Source organism: Streptomyces sp. RLA131 (assembly GCF_056270125.1).
On sequence record NZ_JBWDOQ010000002.1, the window covers coordinates 2,325,809 to 2,344,235 of the forward strand.

At 69.8% G+C, this 18,427-nt stretch carries 10 protein-coding genes; 4 read left to right on the top strand and 6 right to left on the bottom strand.

Annotated features, from left to right (window positions below; genetic code table 11):
* Positions 1-3 precede the first annotated feature (3 nt).
* Positions 4-5,484: a pullulanase-type alpha-1,6-glucosidase gene (pulA, locus tag RWE79_RS11585; protein WP_475939968.1), complete on the bottom strand. Its 5,481-nt coding sequence runs from the start codon at positions 5,482-5,484 to the stop codon at positions 4-6.
* Positions 5,485-5,876: 392 nt separating this feature from the next.
* Here pulA and RWE79_RS11590 point away from each other — a divergent pair, with 392 nt between their 5' ends.
* Positions 5,877-8,057, top strand: coding sequence for a carbohydrate-binding module family 20 domain-containing protein (locus RWE79_RS11590; protein ID WP_475939969.1), 2,181 nt, complete (start codon positions 5,877-5,879; stop codon positions 8,055-8,057).
* Positions 8,058-8,369: 312 nt separating this feature from the next.
* On the opposite strand, the gene RWE79_RS11595 is transcribed toward RWE79_RS11590, so the two are convergent.
* The 5 genes from RWE79_RS11595 to RWE79_RS11615 form a co-directional block, all read right to left on the bottom strand.
* A complete protein-coding gene (locus tag RWE79_RS11595) occupies positions 8,370-9,368 on the bottom strand; it encodes a LacI family DNA-binding transcriptional regulator (protein WP_475939970.1) in 999 nt (332 codons plus the stop codon).
* Positions 9,369-9,391: 23 nt separating this feature from the next.
* Positions 9,392-11,011, bottom strand: coding sequence for a glycoside hydrolase family 13 protein (locus RWE79_RS11600; RefSeq protein WP_475939971.1), 1,620 nt, complete (start codon positions 11,009-11,011; stop codon positions 9,392-9,394).
* Positions 11,012-11,149: 138 nt separating this feature from the next.
* Positions 11,150-12,073 carry a sugar ABC transporter permease gene (locus tag RWE79_RS11605; RefSeq protein WP_475939972.1) on the bottom strand — a complete coding sequence of 308 codons (924 nt, stop codon included), beginning with the start codon at positions 12,071-12,073 and terminating at the stop codon, positions 11,150-11,152.
* 19 nt (positions 12,074-12,092) lie between these two features.
* Positions 12,093-13,100 (bottom strand): carbohydrate ABC transporter permease, encoded by a 1,008-nt coding sequence (locus RWE79_RS11610; protein ID WP_475939973.1) that lies wholly within the window; start codon positions 13,098-13,100, stop codon positions 12,093-12,095.
* Positions 13,101-13,189: 89 nt separating this feature from the next.
* A complete protein-coding gene (locus tag RWE79_RS11615) occupies positions 13,190-14,461 on the bottom strand; it encodes an extracellular solute-binding protein (RefSeq protein ID WP_475939974.1) in 1,272 nt (423 codons plus the stop codon).
* Between the two features lie 295 nt (positions 14,462-14,756).
* Between RWE79_RS11615 and RWE79_RS11620 the strand changes: the two genes are divergently transcribed.
* The 3 genes from RWE79_RS11620 to RWE79_RS11630 are packed head-to-tail and all read left to right on the top strand — an operon-like array spanning position 14,757 to position 18,411.
* Positions 14,757-16,415 carry a glycoside hydrolase family 13 protein gene (locus tag RWE79_RS11620; protein ID WP_475939975.1) on the top strand — a complete coding sequence of 553 codons (1,659 nt, stop codon included), beginning with the start codon at positions 14,757-14,759 and terminating at the stop codon, positions 16,413-16,415.
* Positions 16,416-16,440: 25 nt separating this feature from the next.
* Entirely contained in the window at positions 16,441-17,532 is a 1,092-nt protein-coding gene (locus RWE79_RS11625) for a LacI family DNA-binding transcriptional regulator (RefSeq protein WP_475939976.1), read from the top strand.
* A 36-nt stretch (positions 17,533-17,568) separates the two neighbouring features.
* A complete protein-coding gene (locus RWE79_RS11630; RefSeq protein ID WP_475939977.1) occupies positions 17,569-18,411 on the top strand; it encodes a phosphatase PAP2 family protein in 843 nt (280 codons plus the stop codon).
* Positions 18,412-18,427 lie beyond the last annotated feature (16 nt).

Genomic DNA, 18,427 nt, shown 5'->3' on the forward strand with positions numbered 1-18,427 from the left:
CGGCTACCGGACGGACGCGACGAACACCGCGACGGTCCGGGCCGGGACCGTGAAGGTGCCGGAGGCGGAGTCGTACGTGGACTTCTTGACGACCTCGTCCGAGCCGGCGGCCTGAACGGGGTGAAGGGCGTAGCTCCGGCCGGCCAGGGCGGTGATCCGCTGGTCCTGGGAGCCGGGGGTCGCGTTGAGGACGACGACGAGCCTGCCGAGCCTCATGGTGATGACGCCCGCCGTCTCGTCCTTGCCCGAGAGGGGGAAGGACAGCCGGTCCTGGACCGCGGAGGCCGTGGTGAGGCCGAAGGCCGGCTCGGTCGTGCGGATCTTGATCAGGTCCTGGTAGGCGGCGGTGGCCCGGTTGATCTGGGCGCACGCGGCCTTGAGGGAGCTGATGCCCAGCAGGGGCCTGGCGTAAGGCCACTTGGACTCGTTGTCGGCGGCCTGCGGGAGGCCGCGGCCGAAGCCGTTGCCGGCCGCGCAGTTCCAGTGGATGGCGTTGAACCAGTCGCCGGAGTCGTAGGAGTTGCGGTCGAGGGACTTGGAGCGCAGCAGGTCGCTGCCGGCCTGGTAGAGGGCAGGGCCCTGGGACAGGGCGGCGGTGGCCTCGGCCAGGACCTGCATGCGGGCCCGGTCGTCCGCCGAGGTGCCGGACGGGAGCTTGTAGGCGAGGGCGTCGTACAGCGACTCGTTGTCGTGGGCGTCGACGTAGGCGAGGGCGTCGCCCGGGGCGTCGGCGTAGCCGGCGGCGGAGCCGTTGTAGTCGACCTCGGAGCCCTTGACCTGCTTGCCGGTCGAGTCGGTGAAGGTGAAGTCCTTCAGATTGCCGGTGAGGCCGACCTTGATGAGGTCCTGGTAGTGCAGGAGGCGGGTCTTCTGCTCGGCGGTGGTGCCGTTGGCGGTGGAGGTGTTGGGGTCGGTGTAGAGCCCGGAGGCGAAGCCCTGGACGCCGGGGTCGGAGTCGAAGGGGCCACCGCCGCGGACGGCGTCGCGGGCGCGGTCGGAGAAGGTGGCGATGCCGGTGCCGGCCATGTTCTTCTGGGTGGCCTGGACGAAGCGGGCGTCGTCGGCGACCTCGCCGAAGTTCCAGCCCTCGCCGTACATGATGATCTTCTTGCCGTCGACGCCGTCCTTCTCGGGTGTCAGCGCGTCCAGCGCCCTGCGGACGGCGAGGAGGTTGGCCTTGGGCTGGTGGCCCATCAGGTCGAAGCGGAAGCCGTCGACCTTGTACTCCCTGGCCCAGGTGACGACCGAGTCGACGACGAGCTTGCCCATCATCGCGTTCTCGGTGGCGGTGTTGGAGCAGCAGGTGGAGTCGGCGACCGATCCGTCGGCCAGCAGCCGCTGGTAGTAGCCGGGGACGATCCGGTCGAGTACGGAGTTGTCGTCCTGGCCGGAGGCGGCGGTGTGGTTGTAGACCACGTCCATGACGACCCGCAGGCCGGAGGTGTTGAGGCTCCGGACCATCTCGCGGAACTCGACGGTGCGCCGCGTCCCCTCGGGGTCGGTGCTGTACGAGCCTTCGGGCACGGTGTAGTGGAGCGGGTCGTAGCCCCAGTTGTACGCGTCCTTGGCGGCGACCGCGCCGACGCACTCCTGCTGCTTGCCGGAGTCGGCGGCGTAGGAGCCCAGGTCGCAGTCGGGGGTGGACTGGTCGGCGGCGTTCTCCGCGACCGTGGCGAAGTCGAAGACCGGGAGCAGGTGGACGTACGAGACACCTGACGCGGCGAGCGCCCTGAGGTGTTTCATGCCGGCCGAGCCGGTGTCGGTGAAGGCGGTGTACTTGCCGCGGTCGGCCGCCGGGACGGTGCTGTCCTCGGCGGAGAAGTCGCGCAGGTGGAGTTCCTGGATCTGGGCGTTGTTGAGGGTGACGGCCTTGGGCTTGGCCAGGTTCGACCACCCCTTGGGGGCGAGGGAGGGGTCGTCCAGGTCGGCGATGACGCTGCGCTCGGAGTCGGTGGTGAGCGCGACCGAGTAGGGGTCGGTGACCTTGTTGGTCTCGATCTTCCTCGTCGAGGGGGCCCAGACCTCGACGACGTACCGGTAGGTGCGGCCGGTCCAGGACTTCTTGCCTCTGACGCTCCAGACGCCGCTGGCCGGGTCACGTTTCATGGCGACGGTGGTGCCGTCCAGGTCCAGGGCGACGGACCGGGCGGTCGGGGCCCAGACGGACAGCGTCGGTGTGCCGTGGTGGTCGAAGACCGCGCCGAGGGAGGCCTTGCCGGCCTTGGCGGCGTAGAGGTCGTCGAGGACGCCCTGGGTCTGTACGCCGGTGGCGGCGAGCAGGGCGCCTGTGGCGAGGTGCTGGGTGGCGACGACCTGGCCGGTGAGGGCGTTGCCGGTCCGGTCCCGGTCGCGCGGGTCGACGGTGAAGGCAGCGTAGTCCTTCAGGTGCGGGTACTTCGTCCTCTGGGCGTCGGTGAGGCCGCCGCTCACCGGTGTGAGGCGCAGCCAGTGCTGGCTGCCGGTGAGTGCGCCGTCCTTGAGGGTCAGGTCGCCGTCGGGCGAGTAGACGAGCTGGTAGCTGGCGGCGGCCGTGGGGCTGGTGTCCCAGGCGACGGTGTTCCGGTCGATCCACTGGGCCTTGGCGGCCGAGAGGTCGAGGTCGGCGGCGGAGCCCTCGGTGGAGGGCAGCAGGTATTTCGCGGTTCCGTTCAACAGCCACACCTCGTGCCCGTACGTCGAGAAGTCCAGGGACTGGTCGGCGTCGAGATCCTTGGTGTCGCCCTTGTGGATGATGTAGCTCAGCGAGGTCGCGCCATCGGTGAGCGGTACCTCGAAGACGGCGCCGTAGGTGTCAGTCTTCACCGGCTTCAGGGGGCTGGACCAGTCGGTGCCGGTGGCGGCGCCGGTCCAGACGTGCAGGCCCCAGCCGTCGTAGTCGCCGTCGGCGCGGTGGTAGTGGATGACCGCCTTGCCGGTGTCTCCCCCAGCCTGGCGGCTGGGAGGTGCCCCCAGATCCGGGTAGGCGCCGGTGGGGGCCTCCGTCAGGACGTCGGCGTCACCCTGGGAGAGCCAGACCTCACCCGTGCGGGTGACATCGATGGTGCGGTCGGCGGAGACGTCCTTGTTGCCGTCCTTGTCGATGACGAGGAAGCCGACGCTGCTCGCGCCCTCCTTGAGCTTGACGTAGGCGAAGGCGCCGTAGGCGTCGCGGCCGGTGAAGTCGTGTCCGGCGGGCCAGGTGGTGGACTCGCCGTCGGCGAGGTCGCCCCAGGCGTAGAGGCGCCAGTCGGTGTAGTCGCCGTCTGTGCGCTTGTAGTGGACGATCGCGTAGTCCCGGCTGGTGGCGGTGGGCGTCGCCTCCTGCTCCGGGGTGCCGGTGGTGGTCTGCGCGAGGGCGCTCGCCGTACGGCCCGCCCGGTCGACGACAACGGCCTTGTAGCGGACGGTCGTTCCGGCCGCGAGGTCGTCCCCGAGGTGCTGGGTGACCTGGTAGGGGGCGTGGTCGGCGGAGCCGAGGGTCTGCCAGGCGCCGTTGCCGGTCTGCGCGGCGAAGACGACGCGGCTCAGCGGGGCCGCGTCGATGTCCGCGGAGAGGGTGACCGTGCCGGTGGCGCCGGCGGCGGGGGCGGTCAGGGTGACGGCGGGGGTGCCGGTGGCCGCGCCCAGCTTCCTGGTCGCCTTGTAGACCACGGCGGACATGGCCGGGACCTTGACCGCGATCTTGGTGTCGGAGCCGGAGGTGACGGTGCCGGAGCCGCCGTAGATCTCCTTGAAGCCGATGCCCGCGGAGTACGTGGACAGGTCCACGCTCTTCGCGCTCGTCGCGTTGTTGACGGCGACGACGTACTCCACGCCGTCCGCGGCGAGGGTGCGGGAGAAGGCGTAGACACCGGCGCCGTCGGCCGCGTAGCGCTCGGTCTGGACGCCGTCGGTGAGGGCCGGGTTCCGCTTGCGGAGTTCGGCCAGGGCGGCGATGGAGGTGTAGAGCGTCCCGTCGGTGTCGTACGCGTCGGAGGCGGCGGTGCGGTCGGTGCCGAGTTCGTCGTCGTCGAGGTAGTCGGCGACCTGGGAGCCGAACATGGTCTGGCGGGCGTCCTTGTCGCCGCCGGAGCCGGTGAAGCCCTGCTCGTCGCCGTAGTACACGACGGGGTTGCCCCGGCTGAGGAACATCAGCTCGTTGGCGAGTCTGTCCTTCTTCACCAGTTCGGCGTCGGTGGCCCCGGGGTTGTCGGAGGTGAGGAAGTACCCGATGCGGCCCATGTCGTGGTTGCCGAGGAAGGTGACCTGCTCGTACGCGTTGGCCGTGCCGGAGGTGTACTTGTAGTCGTCGGCGAAGACGGACGACAGCTTCGCGGCCGAGGCGCCCTGCGAGACGTACTCGCGGGCGGCCTCCTGGAAGGGGAAGTCGAGGGTCGCGTCGAGCCTGCCCTGGGTGACGTAGGGGGAGGTCACCGATGTGTCGGCGGAGTAGACCTCGCCGAACTGGAAGAAGTCCTTGCGGCCGTGCTTCGCGGCGTAGTCGTCCAGGGCGGTGGCCCACTGGGTCCAGAAGTCCATGTCGACGTGCTTGACGGTGTCGATCCGGAAGCCGTCGATACCGAAGTCGCGGACCCACTTCTGGTAGATCCGCTCCATGCCGTGCACGACCTCGGGGCGCTCGGTCCACAGGTCGTCCAGGCCGGAGAAGTCACCCTGGTCGGTGCTCTCGCCGGCGTAGGTGGAGTCGCCCCGGTTGTGGTACATCGTCGGGTCGTTGAGCCAGGAGGGGACCTTGGTGCCGGTCTCGGAGGCGGCCACGGCCGGGGTGTAGGCGAAGGAGTCCCGGTCGACCGCCGGGAAGGCCTTCTTCCCGTCGGCGTAGTCGGCGTCGTCGAAGGGCACGCCGTCCTTGGTCAGGTACGGGAAGGCGCCCTTGGAGAGGTAGCCGTAGGACTTCTGGTCGTGGTCGACGACGTCGGCGGTGTGGTTGGTGATGACGTCGAAGAAGACCTTCATGCCCTTGGCGTGGGCCCTGGAGATCAGCTTCTCCAGGTCGGCGTTGGTGCCGAAGTGCGGGTCGACCTGGGTGAAGTCGGTGATCCAGTACCCGTGGTAGCCGGCCGACGCGGTGTCCCCCGTCCCCTGGACGGCCTTGTTCTTGAAGATCGGCGCCATCCATATGGAGGTGGTGCCGAGGCCCTTGATGTAGTCCAGCCGCTTGGTCAGGCCCTTGAGGTCGCCGCCCTGGTAGAAGCCCTTGTCGGTCGGGTCGTAGCCGGTGGTGAGGCGGGTGCCGGTGAGTCCGCCCTTGTCGTTGGAGGTGTCGCCGTTGGCGAAACGATCCGGCATGACGAAGTAGAACTGCTCCCGGGTCAGGTCGTCGCGGGCGTCCGCCGAGGCGACCAGCGTCCTGTCGGACGGGGGCGGCGGGGTGGCCGCGCCGACGGCCACGGGCTGTACGAAGGCGGCGACGAGTGCCGCCAGAACGACGGCTACGGCGGTGCGTGCGCCGCGCGCGCGACGGGCGCGCACAGCGGACACGGGCAGCCAGGGCTGCTGGGCCACGGGGTGATCTCCTTGCGGAATCCGTGTGCGGACGGTAGTGCCGCCGGGGTCCGCTCCGGACCTCCGGTGACGCTCGCGCCCGGTACCCACGCGCATGAGCCGGGTGCCGCCCGGCGTCGGTGCCGGACTGTGAACCGGACGGTAGCGCTTACGCAGGCCTTACAGCAAGATGTCGCAAAGATTTCCAGGCAACGGCCGTCAATCGTGCTGGTGCGGACCGGTCCGACGGGCTGCGGGCACCCCTTCACGCGGTGCCAACCCCCGCGCAAGCGACTGCAATTCACAGCAAGAACTTTCAACCAATCTCTTGACGTGCACTGTTCACAGAAGCACGCTCACTCTCGCGTTCAACGCACCCCCCGTCGGACCGATCTCAGGAGAGCCGCACCCCCATGAGTCGCACCCCGGAATCCGCCTCCCCGCCACCGCCCCGCCGCATACGCGCCCGGCTCTCCGCCGGAGCCCTCGGCCTCGCCGCCGCACTCGCCCTCGGCGCCCTCACCGCCCTGCCCGCCACCCAGGCACACGCCGCCACCGACACCGGTGTGGCCAACGGCGACGTCATCGCCAACCTGTGGGAGTGGAACTGGGACTCGGTCGCCTCCGAGTGCGCCGACGTCCTGGACCCGGCCGGTTACGGAGCCGTCCAGGTGGCCCCGCCCGCCGAGTCGCTCAAGCAGTCCAGCTACTACTGGTGGGACGTCTACCAGCCGTACTCGTACAACCTCAACAGCCGCTTCGGCAGCGCCACCCAGTTCGCGAACATGGTCACCACCTGCCACAACGCCGGCATCAAGGTCTATGTCGACGCGGTGATCAACCACACCGCCGCCCAGACCGGCACCGGCTACAACGGCACGGCCGTCAGCAACAAGTACGACACCCCGGACTGGGACCCCGGCGACTACCACCAGTCGGACGACTGCTCGGACTCCGACCTGATCATCGACGACTGGTCGAACCTCACCGAGATCCAGAACTGCGAACTGCTCGGCCTGCCGGACCTGGAGACCGAGGAGACCAACGTCCGCAAGGGCATCGCGGGCTTCCTCAACAAGATGACCGCGCTCGGGGTCGACGGCTACCGCATCGACGCGGCCAAACACATCCCGGTCACCGACCTCACCGCCATCGAGGGCTACCTCGACGACACCACGTCCGGCGGCGACCCGTACATCTTCCAGGAGGTCTACCCGGGCACCACGCCCACCGCCGCCTCCTACCAGGGCACCGGTGACGTCCTGGACTTCACCTACGCCAACAAGATCAAGGCGCAGTTCCAGGGCAGCATCTCCAACCTGCAGACCTTCGGCTCGACCTGGGGCTTCGTGGACGAGGGCTCATCGGCGACCTTCGTCACCAACCACGACACCGACCGCAACGGCTACACCCTGGCCCTCCAGGGCGGTGACCAGACCACACTGGCCAACATCTACCAACTGGCCCGCGGCTACGGCACCTCACCGTCGGTCTACGCCAGCTGGAACTGGACCGCCGGCGACCAGGCCCCGCCGAACTCCGGCGGCTTCGTCACCGACACCGACTGCTCCAGCGGCTGGACCTGCCTGGACCGGTACACCGCCGTGAAGGGCATGGTCGAGTGGCACAACGCGGTCGGCTCGGCCGCGTACACCAACTTCCAGGCCAAGTCGAGCAATGTCATCGGCTTCAGCCGTGGCACCACCGGCTTCATCGCCATGAACAACACCTCCGGTTCCACCACGTACACCTACGCCACCAACCTGGCCGACGGCACCTACTGCGACGTCATCACCGACTGCGCGAACACCGTGACCGTCTCGGGTGGTTCGGCGAGCATCACGGTGCCCGCCATGAGCGCGGTGGCCATCCACACCGGCACCTACACCTCGCCCTCGCCGACCGCCACCCCGACCAGTACCGCCACCAGCACGCCCACCAGCACCGCGACGGCCACCGCCACACCCACCACGACGGCCACCAGCACCGGCACCTCGGGCTCGACGGTCACCGCGACCTTCAACGAGTACGCGTCCACCGGCACCGGCACCAACGTCTATGTGGTCGGCTCGGTGGCCGCCCTGGGCAACTGGGACACCGGCAGCGCGATCCAGCTCTCGTCGAGCGGCTACCCGATCTGGACGAAGGCCGTGCAGCTCCCGGCCGGCACCTCCTTCGAGTACAAGTACATCGAGAAGGACGCGTCCGGGAACGTGACCTGGGAGTCCAACGCCAACCGGTCGGCGACCACCGGCACCTCGGCGCTGACCCTCGACAACAGCTGGAACCTGGCCGCCACGAACGCCACCGACGTCACCTTCAACGAGTCCGCGACCACCGTCTCCGGCACCAACGTCTACGTGGTCGGTTCCGTCGCCTCGCTCGGCGGCTGGGACACCGACGACGCGATCCCGCTGTCCTCGGCGAACTACCCGACCTGGAGCAGGCTGGTGATCGTGCCCAACAGCTCGTCCTTCGAGTACAAGTACATCAAGAAGGACACGAACGGGAACGTGACCTGGGAGTCCGGGAGCAACCGCGCCTACACCACCGGGTCGTCGGCGGGTTACACCACCAGCGACACCTGGAAGTAGCCGGAGCAGCCCGGAGCTGCCCCGGGGCGGACAGCGGCGACACCTCTTGCAGGATCTTGCAGAAAGTTTCTAACAGGGGCTTTCGCAGGGAGTTGCATCGCTGTTACGTTCCTGTCCAGCCCGGTCCGATCGGCCGGGGGTCCACGCAGGACACGGAGGTTCACCTGCGGCGGGTCCCACGCGCCCGGCCGATCGGCCCGGTACCCACCCCCTCGGACCGGGGCGGGGTCCGGGACCGTCAACGCACCCCGCCGCCCCGTCCGGGGCAGGTCCCGGGCCCGGCCCCACCGGCCCCACCGGCCCAAGCGCCCGTCAGCCGCGCCTGCGCACCTGCGCGGTGGAGCCGCGCACCACCAGCTCGGTCTGGAAGACGAACTCCGAGCGCTGCACGGGGTTTCCGCTGATCTCCTCCAGCAGGGCGCCCACCGCGGCCGCGCCCATCGCCTCGACCGGCTGCCGGATGGTGGTGAGCGGCGGATCGGTGAACGGCACCAGCGGCGAGTCGTCGTAGCCGACCACCGAGACGTCGCCCGGCACCGTCAGTCCGCGCTCGCGCACCGCGCGGATGGCGCCCAGGGCCATCAGGTCGCTGCCGCAGACGATGCCTGTGCAGCCCCGGTCCAGCAGCGCGCCGGCCGCGGCCCCGCCGCCCTCGACGGTGAACAGGGTGTGCTGCACCGGGGCGTCCTCGCCCAGCGCCGCCAGGAAGCCCTCGACCTTGCGCTGGACGGGCACGAAACGGCCGGGGCCGACGGCGAGCCCGATCCGCTCGTGGCCGAGGTCCAGCAGATGCTGCACGGCCATCCGGGCCGAGGCCCGGTCGTCCGGGGAGACGAAGGGCCCGGCCACGGCCGGGTTGTAGCCGTTTATCAGGACGTACGGCACACCGCGGCCGACGAGGCGGGCATACCGCTCGGGGTCGGAGTTGAGGTCGGCGTGCAGCCCGGACAGGAAGACGATGCCCATGACGCCGCGCTCGGCCAGGGCCTCCACGAGTTCGTCCTCGGTGGCACCGCCGGGATGCTGGGTGCAGAGCACGGCCGTGTACCCGTAGCCGGTCAGGTTCTGCTCGATGACCTGCGCGAAGGCGGGGAAGATCGGGTTGCTGAGCTCCGGTGTGATCAGCCCGATCTGCCCGGCGCTGCGATGCCGTAGTCGCAGCGGCCGCTCGTAGCCGAGCACGTCGAGCGCCGCCAGCACCTTCTGCCGGGTGGTGGCGGCGACTCCGGGCTTCCCGTTCATGACACGGCTGGCGGTGGCCTCGCTGACCCCCGCCTGTGCCGCGATATCCGCAAGTCGCGCCGTCTGCATGGCCCGACTTTATGCGAGCGACGTCAGACCGCCCACCAAACCGTCGTGTCGGCCGGAACCGTGACCAAGCCCTCCGTGCTCGTCGCGAGCCCGGCGCTGGCCAGCAGCACCCTTCCCGGGGCCGGAATCGTCACCGGTCCGTCGGTGGTGTTGACCGTGCAGACGAAGCCCGGACGCCGGAAGGCCAGCACACCCGCCGGGGCCTCGGCCCACTCCACGGCGGTGCCCGCACCCAGTCCCGGGTGCTCGCGGCGCACGGCCAGCGCGCTGCGGTACAGCTCCAGCGTGGAGTCCGGGTCGCCGCTCTGCGCCTCGACGCTCAGCCCCGCCCACTCCGCCGGCTGCGGCAGCCAGCTGCCGCCCGCCCCGAAGCCGTAGGACCGGCCCTGCGAGGTCCACGGGATCGGCACCCGGCAGCCGTCGCGGAAGCCGTCCTGGCCGGCCGCGCGGTGGAAGGCCGGGTCCTGACGGACCTCGTCGGGCAGGTCGGTGACCTCGGGCAGGCCGAGTTCCTCGCCCTGGTAGACGTACGCGGAACCGGGCAGCGCCAGCATCAGCAGCGAGGCCGCCCTGGCGCGCCGTACCCCGCCGCCGAGGCGGGTGAGGTGCCGTACGACGTCGTGGTTGGACAGCACCCAGGTGGTCGGGGCGCCGACCGGCCGCATGGCGTCCAGCGAGAGGTCGATGACCTCGCGCAGCGCCCCGGCGTCCCATCCGGTGCTCAGGTACTGGAAGTTGAAGGCCTGGTGCAGTTCGTCGGGGCGCAGGTAGTTGGCCGTGCGGTCCACGGTCGGGGTCCAGGCCTCGGCCACGCCGATGCGCTCGCCGTCGTACTCGTCGAGGATCTTCCGCCACGAACGGTAGATCTCGTGCACGCCGTCCTGGTCGAAGAAGGGCAGGACGTCGTTGCCGAGCAGCCGGAGCCGCTCGTGCTCGCTGCCGCCGATGTCGGGCAGGCCCTCGGCCTTGACCAGGCCGTGCGCGACGTCGATCCGGAAGCCGTCGACCCCGATGTCCAGCCAGAACCGCAGGATCGAGCGGAACTCGTCCCGGACGGCCGGGTGGTCCCAGTTGAAGTCGGGCTGCTCCGGGGCGAACAGGTGGAGGAACCACTCCCCGTCGGCGGCACGGGTCCAGGCCGGGCCGCCGAAGACGGACTCCCAGTCGTTGGGCGGCAGTTCGCCGCTCTCACCCTTGCCGGGCCGGAAGTGGTACCGCTCGCGCAGCCGCGATCCGGGGCCCTCGCGCAGCGCCTGCTTGAACCACTCGTGCTGGTCGGAGGAGTGGTTGGGGACCAGGTCGACGATGACGCGCAGCCCCAGGCCGTGGGCGTCGCGGATCAGGCCGTCGGCGTCGTGGAGGGTGCCGAACATCGGGTCGATGGCCCGGTAGTCGGCGACGTCGTAGCCCGCGTCCGCCTGCGGGGAGGCGTAGAAGGGGCTCAGCCACACGGCGTCCACGCCCAGGTCGCGCAGATACGGAAGGCGCTCCCGGATGCCCGGGATGTCGCCCATTCCGTCGCCGTTGCCGTCGGCGAAGCTGCGCGGGTACACCTGGTAGATGACAGCTTCCCGCCACCATTCGCTCCGCGGGTCTGCTGGGGTGCCGGTCGGCTGGGCCTGGTCGGCGAGGCGCTGGGTCATGACGTCCTTGGTCGCGATTCGTGGGGCCCGTTCAGCCCGTCCGGCGTTCGAGGACCGGGGGCCCGGGGGCGGAGCCCCCGGCGGGCCCGGGCGGAGCCCGGTTTCGGGAAGGGGCGGGGTGGGGAACTCCCCGTCCGGTCAGGACTTCGCGGCGCCGGCCGTCAGCCCGGTGACCAGATGCTTCTGGACGAGGTAGAAGACACCGCTGACGGGCACCGCGATGAGCACCGCCGTGGCGGCCATGTAGTTCCACTGCGAGTCGTGCTCGCTGATGAAGCTGCTCAGGCCCACCGCCAGCGTGTACTTGGTGTCGTCGAGCATGAACGTGTTGGCGAAGGCCACCTCGCCCCAGGCGGTGAGGCAGGTGTAGAAGGCGGCGACCGCCAGCCCCGGCCGGGCCAGGGGGAGGATGAGGCGCCAGAACGTGCCGAAGGGTGAGAGGCCGTCGACCCGTCCGGCTTCGTCGATCTCGAAGGGGATCGTGTCGAAGTAGCCCTTGAGCAGCCAGGCGCAGTACGGGACGGCGGTGGTGCAGTAGACCAGGACGAGGCCGCCGTAGGTGTCGATCAGGCCGAGGTCGCCGAGGATGGTGTACATCGGGACGATCAGTACGGCGATCGGGAACATCTGGGTGACCAGCAGTACCCACATCAGCTTGCGGTAGCCGGGGAAGCGCATCCGGGAGATCGCGTAGCCGGTGGTCGCGGAGATGCCGACGCCGACCAGGCAGGTGGCGAAGGCCACGAGACAGGTGTTGCCGAACCAGGTGAAGAAGCTGGTGTGTTCCAGGACGAAGGAGTAGTTGGAGAAGCTCCACTTGCCGAGGATCCGGCCGGGGTGGAGGTAGTCGTCCTTGTCCGGGCCGAGCGAGAGGAAGATCAGCCAGCCGATCGGGAAGACCGCGATGAGGCTGGCGGTGATCAGTGCCGTGTGGGTCAGGACGGTGGCCCGGCGGCTGCGCCGGCCCCGTCGGGGGGCCCGCCCGGGGCGGGCGGCGGCGGGCGGGTCGGCGCGGACGGGCTCCGCGGGGGCGCCTGCCTGGGGGGTCGCGGTGGTGCTCATGGCGGGAGTCCCTTCCTGTTCAGCCGGCGAGCTGCTGCTCATTGCGGGCCAGCCAGCGTCGGTAGAAGGAGGTGAAGACGATCAGGATGGCCAGCAGCAGGACGCCGTAGGCGGCGGACTGGGCGAAGTCGCGGGGCTGCTGTCCGAAGCCGAGGTAGTAGGCCCAGGTCACCAGGATCTGCACGTCGGGGGCGTTGGAGCCGAAGAGCAGGTAGATGATGGCGAACTGGTTGAAGGTCCAGATGACGCCGAGCAGCACCACGGTGCTGCTGACCGAGCTCAGGCCGGGCAGGGTGACGTTGCGGAAGCGCTGCCAGGCGTTGGCGCCGTCCATCTCGGCGGCCTCGTAGAGCTCGCCGGGGATGGACTGGAGGCCGCCGAGCAGCGAGACGATCATGAAGGGGACACCGCACCAGGTGTTGACCATGATCGCGGCGGTGCGCTGGAAGGTGGTGTCCTCCAGCCACTGCGGCTGGGGCAGATGGAGCGAGCCGAGGACGGAGTTGATCACGCCCGAGTCGCTGAGCATGATCCGCCAGGAGAAGACGGTGACGAAGGTGGGCACCGCCCAGGGCAGGATCAGCATCATCCGGTAGAACGTGCGGCCGCGCAGCTTCTCGTTGAGCAGCAGGGCGAGGCCCAGACCGAGGGTGTAGTGCAGGACCACGCAGGCGAAGGTCCAGAAGACGGTCCAGAGGAAGTGGGACCAGAAGCGGTCCCAGGAGGTGGGGCCCCACAGGATGTCGGCGTAGTTGCCGAAGCCGATGAAGTGGTACGTGGCGGCGATGTGGTTGACACCGATGGTGCGCGCCGAGTTGAGGCTGTTGGCGTCGGTCAGCGTCAGGTAGAAGCCCTGGACGAGCGGGTAGCCGACCAGCACGCCGAGTACGACGACCACCGGGGCGATCATCACGTACGCGTACCAGTGCTTCTGGTAGGAGCGCTTGAGGCGCTGGAACGGGCCGTTGCCCGGCCCCTGGGCACCGCGGCTCTTTGCGGCCGCGCCGCCCTCGACGGCGACTGTCATCGGTGACACCTTCTCGGTTTCGGCGGTTCAGCACCGGGATGGCCGCCGGCTCCTCCCCCGGGCGGGGGCGGAGCCGGCGGCCGCGGGCGTTACTTGCTGTAGTCCGGCAGGAGCTTGGCCATCGCGGTCTCGGCGTTGGACAGACCCTTGTCCAGGCTCTCCTTGCCACCGGCGACCTTGGTCAGCTCGGTGCCGAGCGGGCCCCACAGCGAGCTGTACTCGGGCAGCTCGGGACGGGGCTGGGCGGAGGACAGGACCGCCTGGAAGCCGGCGACACCCGGGTCGGCGGTGACGGCGGAGGTGTAGGCGTCCGAGCGGGTCGGCAGGGTGGCGTTCTTCAGCGCGATCTGCGTCTCGCTCTTCGCGGAGGTCATGAACTTGACGAACTTGACCGACGCGTCCTGGTGGGCCTTGTCCGAGCCCGCGTAGACCGAGAGGTTGTGCCCACCGGTCGGGGCGCCGGAGGAACCGGAGGAACCGGCCGGCAGGACCGCGACACCGAGGTTGCCCTTGTCGGAGAACGCCGAGCCCTTGTAGAAGTTCGTGATCTCCCACGGGCCCTGGATGATCGAGGCGACCTTGCCGTTGACGAAGGCGTCCTCGATGTGGGCGTAGGCGTCGGCGGTGACGTCCGCCTTGTGCAGGCCGGTGCCGGAGAACAGGCTCTGCCAGGTCTTGAGACCCTTCTTGGCGGCGGCGCCGTTGACGGTGATCTTCTTGCCGGCGGTGTCCACCATGTCCACGCCCTCGCCGTACAGGAACGGCTGCGCGTAGTAGGCGGCGGAGTTCAGCCAGAAGCCGTCGACCTTGGCCTTCTGCTTGACCAGCTTGGCGTCGGCCTTCAGCTCGTCCCAGGTGGCGGGGGCGGCGGTGATGCCGGCCTTCTTGAACAGGGTCTTGTTGTAGACCAGGGCGAGCGTGTCGGTGGTCAGCGGCACACCGTACGTCTTGCCGTCGTACTGGGCCTGCTTGATCAGGCTGGCCTGGAACTTGCTCTGGTCGGTGAGCGCGGCGGTGCCGTCCAGGGCCAGGAAGTAGCCCTTCTTGGCGAAGGCCGGGGTCCAGCCCACCTCGGAGCGCAGCACGTCGGGGGCGCCCTTGCTGCCGGCAGCGGTGTCGAACTTGTTCTGCGCGGAGTCGAAGGGGACGTTGACGTACTTGACCTTGACCGTGGGGTTCGCCTTCTCGAACTCCTTGACCAGGGCCTTGTACGTGGGGGCCTCGTTGGTGGAGTTGGAGGTGTCCCACCAGGTGATGGTGACGGGACCGTCAGCCTTGTCACCGCTGTCACTGCCGCCGCACGCCGTCGCCGCGAGGGCGATGGACGCCACAAGCGCGGTGGCCGCTATGCCACGCCGCATGAGGTTCTCCTTGAGGTGAAAGCCCGTGATGGTCAGGGATGCGATGACGCTCCCCCCTGCCGACTGCACCTTTGCGGCCGTCGGGCTGTCGGTGAACGTAACAGGGTTGTAAGAGCGATGAAAGACCTTGCTGCAAAGTCTTGCAAGATCCTTTGATCGTTACGCCCACGTGTCCTCACGGTTGCTGCCGGGAGACTTGACGTGGCACGCTCCTCCTGCTGCAAGCTATTGCGGATCCTTCCGCAAATTCATGAAACGCGTTGCCGCCGACGACTCCGACCCACGAGGGACCCCCATGACCCAGGAGCTCGCCCCCGACGTCCATGACCGCCCAGCCGGCCGCCCCCGCGGGGAAGGCGGCCAGGACGGCGCCGGGTGGTGGCGGAGCGCTGTCATCTACCAGGTGTACGTGCGTTCCTTCGCCGATGGCAATGGCGACGGCATCGGCGATCTGCCGGGTGCCCGGGCCCGGCTGCCGTATCTGAGGGACCTCGGTGTGGACGCCGTGTGGCTGACCCCGTTCTACGCCTCCCCGCAGGCCGACGGCGGCTACGACGTGGCCGACTACCGCGCCGTCGACCCGATGTTCGGCACCCTCACCGACGCCGACGACCTGGTGCGCGACGCCCACGCCCTGGGACTGCGGGTGATCGTCGACCTGGTCCCCAACCACTGCTCGGACCACCACGAGTGGTTCCGGCAGGCGCTGCGCGAGGGCCCCGGCTCGCCGATGCGGGAGCGCTTCCACTTCCGCCCCGGCAAGGGCGAGCACGGCGAACTGCCGCCCAACGACTGGAACTCCCTGTTCGGCGGACCGGCCTGGACCCGGGTGAGCGGCCCGGACGGCGAGCCCGAGGAGTGGTACCTGCACCTCTTCGCCCCCGAGCAGCCCGACTTCAACTGGGAGCGGGAGGCCGTCCGCGAGGAGTTCCGCTCGATCCTGCGCTTCTGGCTCGACCTGGGCGTCGACGGCTTCCGGGTCGACGTCGCCCACGGCCTGGTCAAGGCCGAAGGGCTGCCCGACATCGGCCACAACCTGGAGATGGGCCTGCTCAACACCGACGAGCTGCCCTTCTTCGACCAGGACGGCGTCCACGAGATCTACCGCGACTGGCGCACCATCCTCGACGAGTACCCGGGCGAACGCGTCGCCGTCGCCGAGGCCTGGACCCCCACCCTGGAGCGCAGCGCCCGCTATCTGCGCCCCGACGAGCTCCACCAGGCCTTCAACTTCGAGTACGTGATGGCCGGCTGGGACGCCGGGCGGCTGCGCGAGGTGATCGACGAGACGCTGAGCGCGATGGCCCCGGTCGACGCCCCCGCCACCTGGGTGCTGTCCAACCACGACGTGGTGCGCCACACCACCCGCTACGGCGGCGGAGAGCAGGGCCTGCGCCGGGCCAGGGCCGCGGCGCTGCTGATGCTGGCGCTGCCCGGCTCCACCTACGTCTACCAGGGCGAGGAGCTCGGCCTGCCCGAGGTCACCGACCTGCCCGACGAGGTCCGCCAGGACCCCTCGTTCTTCCGCGACAACGGCCAGGAGGGGCTGCGCGACGGCTGCCGGGTACCGATTCCGTGGTCCGGGGACCGTCCTCCGTACGGCTTCGGGCCGGGCGACAGCTGGCTGCCGCAGCCGCCCCGGTGGACGGAGCTGAGCGTGGAGGCACAGACCGGCGACCCGGACTCGACGCTGGAGCTGTACCGCGCGGCGCTGCGGCTGCGCCGGGAGCTGCCGGGGCTCGGCGACGGCTCGCTGCGCTGGACGGACGCCCCCGCGGCGCCCGACGGCATCCTGTCCTTCGCCCGCCCCGGTTTTGTCTGCACGGTCAACCTCAACGGCACGGAAGTGGAAATCCCGGCTCCGGGACGGCTGTTGCTGGCCTCGGCGCCGGTCGTCACGGGTGACGGACCGGTCCGGATTCCGGCGGATTCCGCTGTCTGGTGGGCGGTCTGAGATGCGACCGGTAAGGTCCGGTCCTGTGACCGCCAGGCTTGCCGACATCGCAGCGCAGGCGGGTGTCAGCGAGGCGACGGTCAGCCGGGTGCTCAACGGCAAGCCCGGGGTGTCCGCGGGCACCCGTCAGTCCGTGCTGACCGCGCTCGACCTGCTCGGCTACGAACGGCCGGTGCGGCTGCGGCAGCGCAGCGAAGGCCTGGTCGGCCTGATCACGCCCGAGCTGGAGAACCCGATCTTCCCCGCCTTCGCCCAGGTCATCGGGCAGGCGCTGACCCGGCAGGGCTACACCCCGGTGCTCGCCACCCAGACCCCCGGCGGCTCCACCGAGGACGAACTCGTGGAGATGCTCGTCGAGCGCGGGGTGGCCGGCATCATCTTCGTCTCCGGGCTGCACGCCGACTCCACCGCCGACATGGGGCGCTACGAGCGGCTGCACGGCCAGGGCGTGCCGTTCGCCCTGATCAACGGCTTCACCGACAAGGTCAAGGCGCCCTTCATCTCCCCCGACGACCGGGGCGCGATGCGGCTCGCCGTCACCCACCTGGCGGCCCTGGGCCACGAACGGATCGGCCTCGCGGTCGGCCCCAGGCGCTACGTCCCGGTCCGCCGGAAGATCGAGGGCTTCGTACGCTCGATGGGGGAGGTCCTCGGGCTCGCCGCGGAGCAGGCCGAGGGACTCATCCAGCACTCGCTGTTCACCCTGGAGGGCGGCCAGGCCGCCGCCTCCGCGCTGCTGGACTCCGGCTGCACGGCCATCGTCACGGCCTCCGACATGATGGCGCTCGGCGCGATCCGGGCCGCCAGGCAGCACGGCCTCACCGTGCCGGGCGACGTCTCGGTGGTCGGCTTCGACGACTCACCGCTGATCGCGTTCACCGACCCGCCGCTCACCACCATCCGCCAGCCCGTCACCGCCATGGGACAGGCGGCGGTCCGGGCGCTGCTGGAGGAGATCGGCGGCACCCCGGCCCCGCACAGCGAGTTCGTCTTCCTGCCCGAACTCGTGGTCCGCGGTTCCACCGCGTCGGGGCCCGGCAGCCAGCAGCCGTCACTGCCCGTACAGCAGGTATCCGGCGTACGTACACCGGATGCACGGAATCCCACCGGGGGTTGATCGGCGCCCCGCGGGCGCATGGCAGACTATCGCCCCATGGGGGAGACGAGCACGAAGACCGTGCGTGACCGGACAACCGCCCACCCGGCTGACGGGGCCGACTACGAGGGCCGTACGGAGGGCACCCGCACGCTCATGGAACGGTTCAGGGCACCCCGGCGACCGCGCCTGTGGTTCGAGATCCTGCTGATCGCGGTCAGCTACTGGCTCTACTCGCTGGTGCGCAACGCCGTACCCGAGCAGAAGGCCGCCGCCATGCGGCACGCCGACCAGGTCTGGGACTTCGAACGGTCGCTGGGGCTCGCCGTCGAGCACGGCGTCAACCACACCGTCAATTCGGTCACGTGGCTCATCGTCGGGATGAACTACTACTACGCCACCTTGCACTTCATCGTCACCCTGAGTGTCCTGGTATGGCTCTTCCGCAGACATCCCGGCCGGTACGCCTCGACCCGGCTGGTGCTCTTCGTCACCACCGGAATCGCCCTGGTCGGCTACTACTGCTACCCGCTGGCCCCGCCGCGGCTGATGGACGGCTCCTTCGTCGACACCGTCAAGGTCCACCACACCTGGGGTTCGATGGCCTCCGGCGATCTCGCGCATGTCTCCAACCAGTACGCGGCCATGCCCTCCATGCACATCGGCTGGTCGCTGTGGTGCGGGGTCACCGTCTTCATGCTGGCCAAGCCGCTGTGGGTACGTGTCCTGGGCCTGCTGTACCCGGTGACGACGCTGCTCGTCATCATCTCCACCGCCAACCACTTCTGGCTCGACGCGGCCGGCGGGGCGACCTGTCTGGGCGTGGGCTTCGCCGCCTCCTGGGCGGTGTACGGGGGCCTGGCGTACCGCCTGCCGGCCCGCGTCCCGGCCCTGCGGTAGCGGCGGGGCCGCGTAC

What these genes read in the sequence shown, in the direction of transcription:
- RWE79_RS11590 (WP_475939969.1), top strand. Translation starts at nt 5,877, where the DNA reads ATGAGTCGCACCCCGGAATCCGCCTCCCCGCCACCGCCCCGCCGCATA.
- RWE79_RS11595 (WP_475939970.1), bottom strand. Translation starts at nt 9,368, where the DNA reads ATGCAGACGGCGCGACTTGCGGATATCGCGGCACAGGCGGGGGTCAGC.
- RWE79_RS11600 (WP_475939971.1), bottom strand. Translation starts at nt 11,011, where the DNA reads ATGACCCAGCGCCTCGCCGACCAGGCCCAGCCGACCGGCACCCCAGCA.
- RWE79_RS11605 (WP_475939972.1), bottom strand. Translation starts at nt 12,073, where the DNA reads ATGAGCACCACCGCGACCCCCCAGGCAGGCGCCCCCGCGGAGCCCGTC.
- RWE79_RS11610 (WP_475939973.1), bottom strand. Translation starts at nt 13,100, where the DNA reads ATGACAGTCGCCGTCGAGGGCGGCGCGGCCGCAAAGAGCCGCGGTGCC.
- RWE79_RS11615 (WP_475939974.1), bottom strand. Translation starts at nt 14,461, where the DNA reads ATGCGGCGTGGCATAGCGGCCACCGCGCTTGTGGCGTCCATCGCCCTC.
- RWE79_RS11620 (WP_475939975.1), top strand. Translation starts at nt 14,757, where the DNA reads ATGACCCAGGAGCTCGCCCCCGACGTCCATGACCGCCCAGCCGGCCGC.
- RWE79_RS11630 (WP_475939977.1), top strand. Translation starts at nt 17,569, where the DNA reads ATGGGGGAGACGAGCACGAAGACCGTGCGTGACCGGACAACCGCCCAC.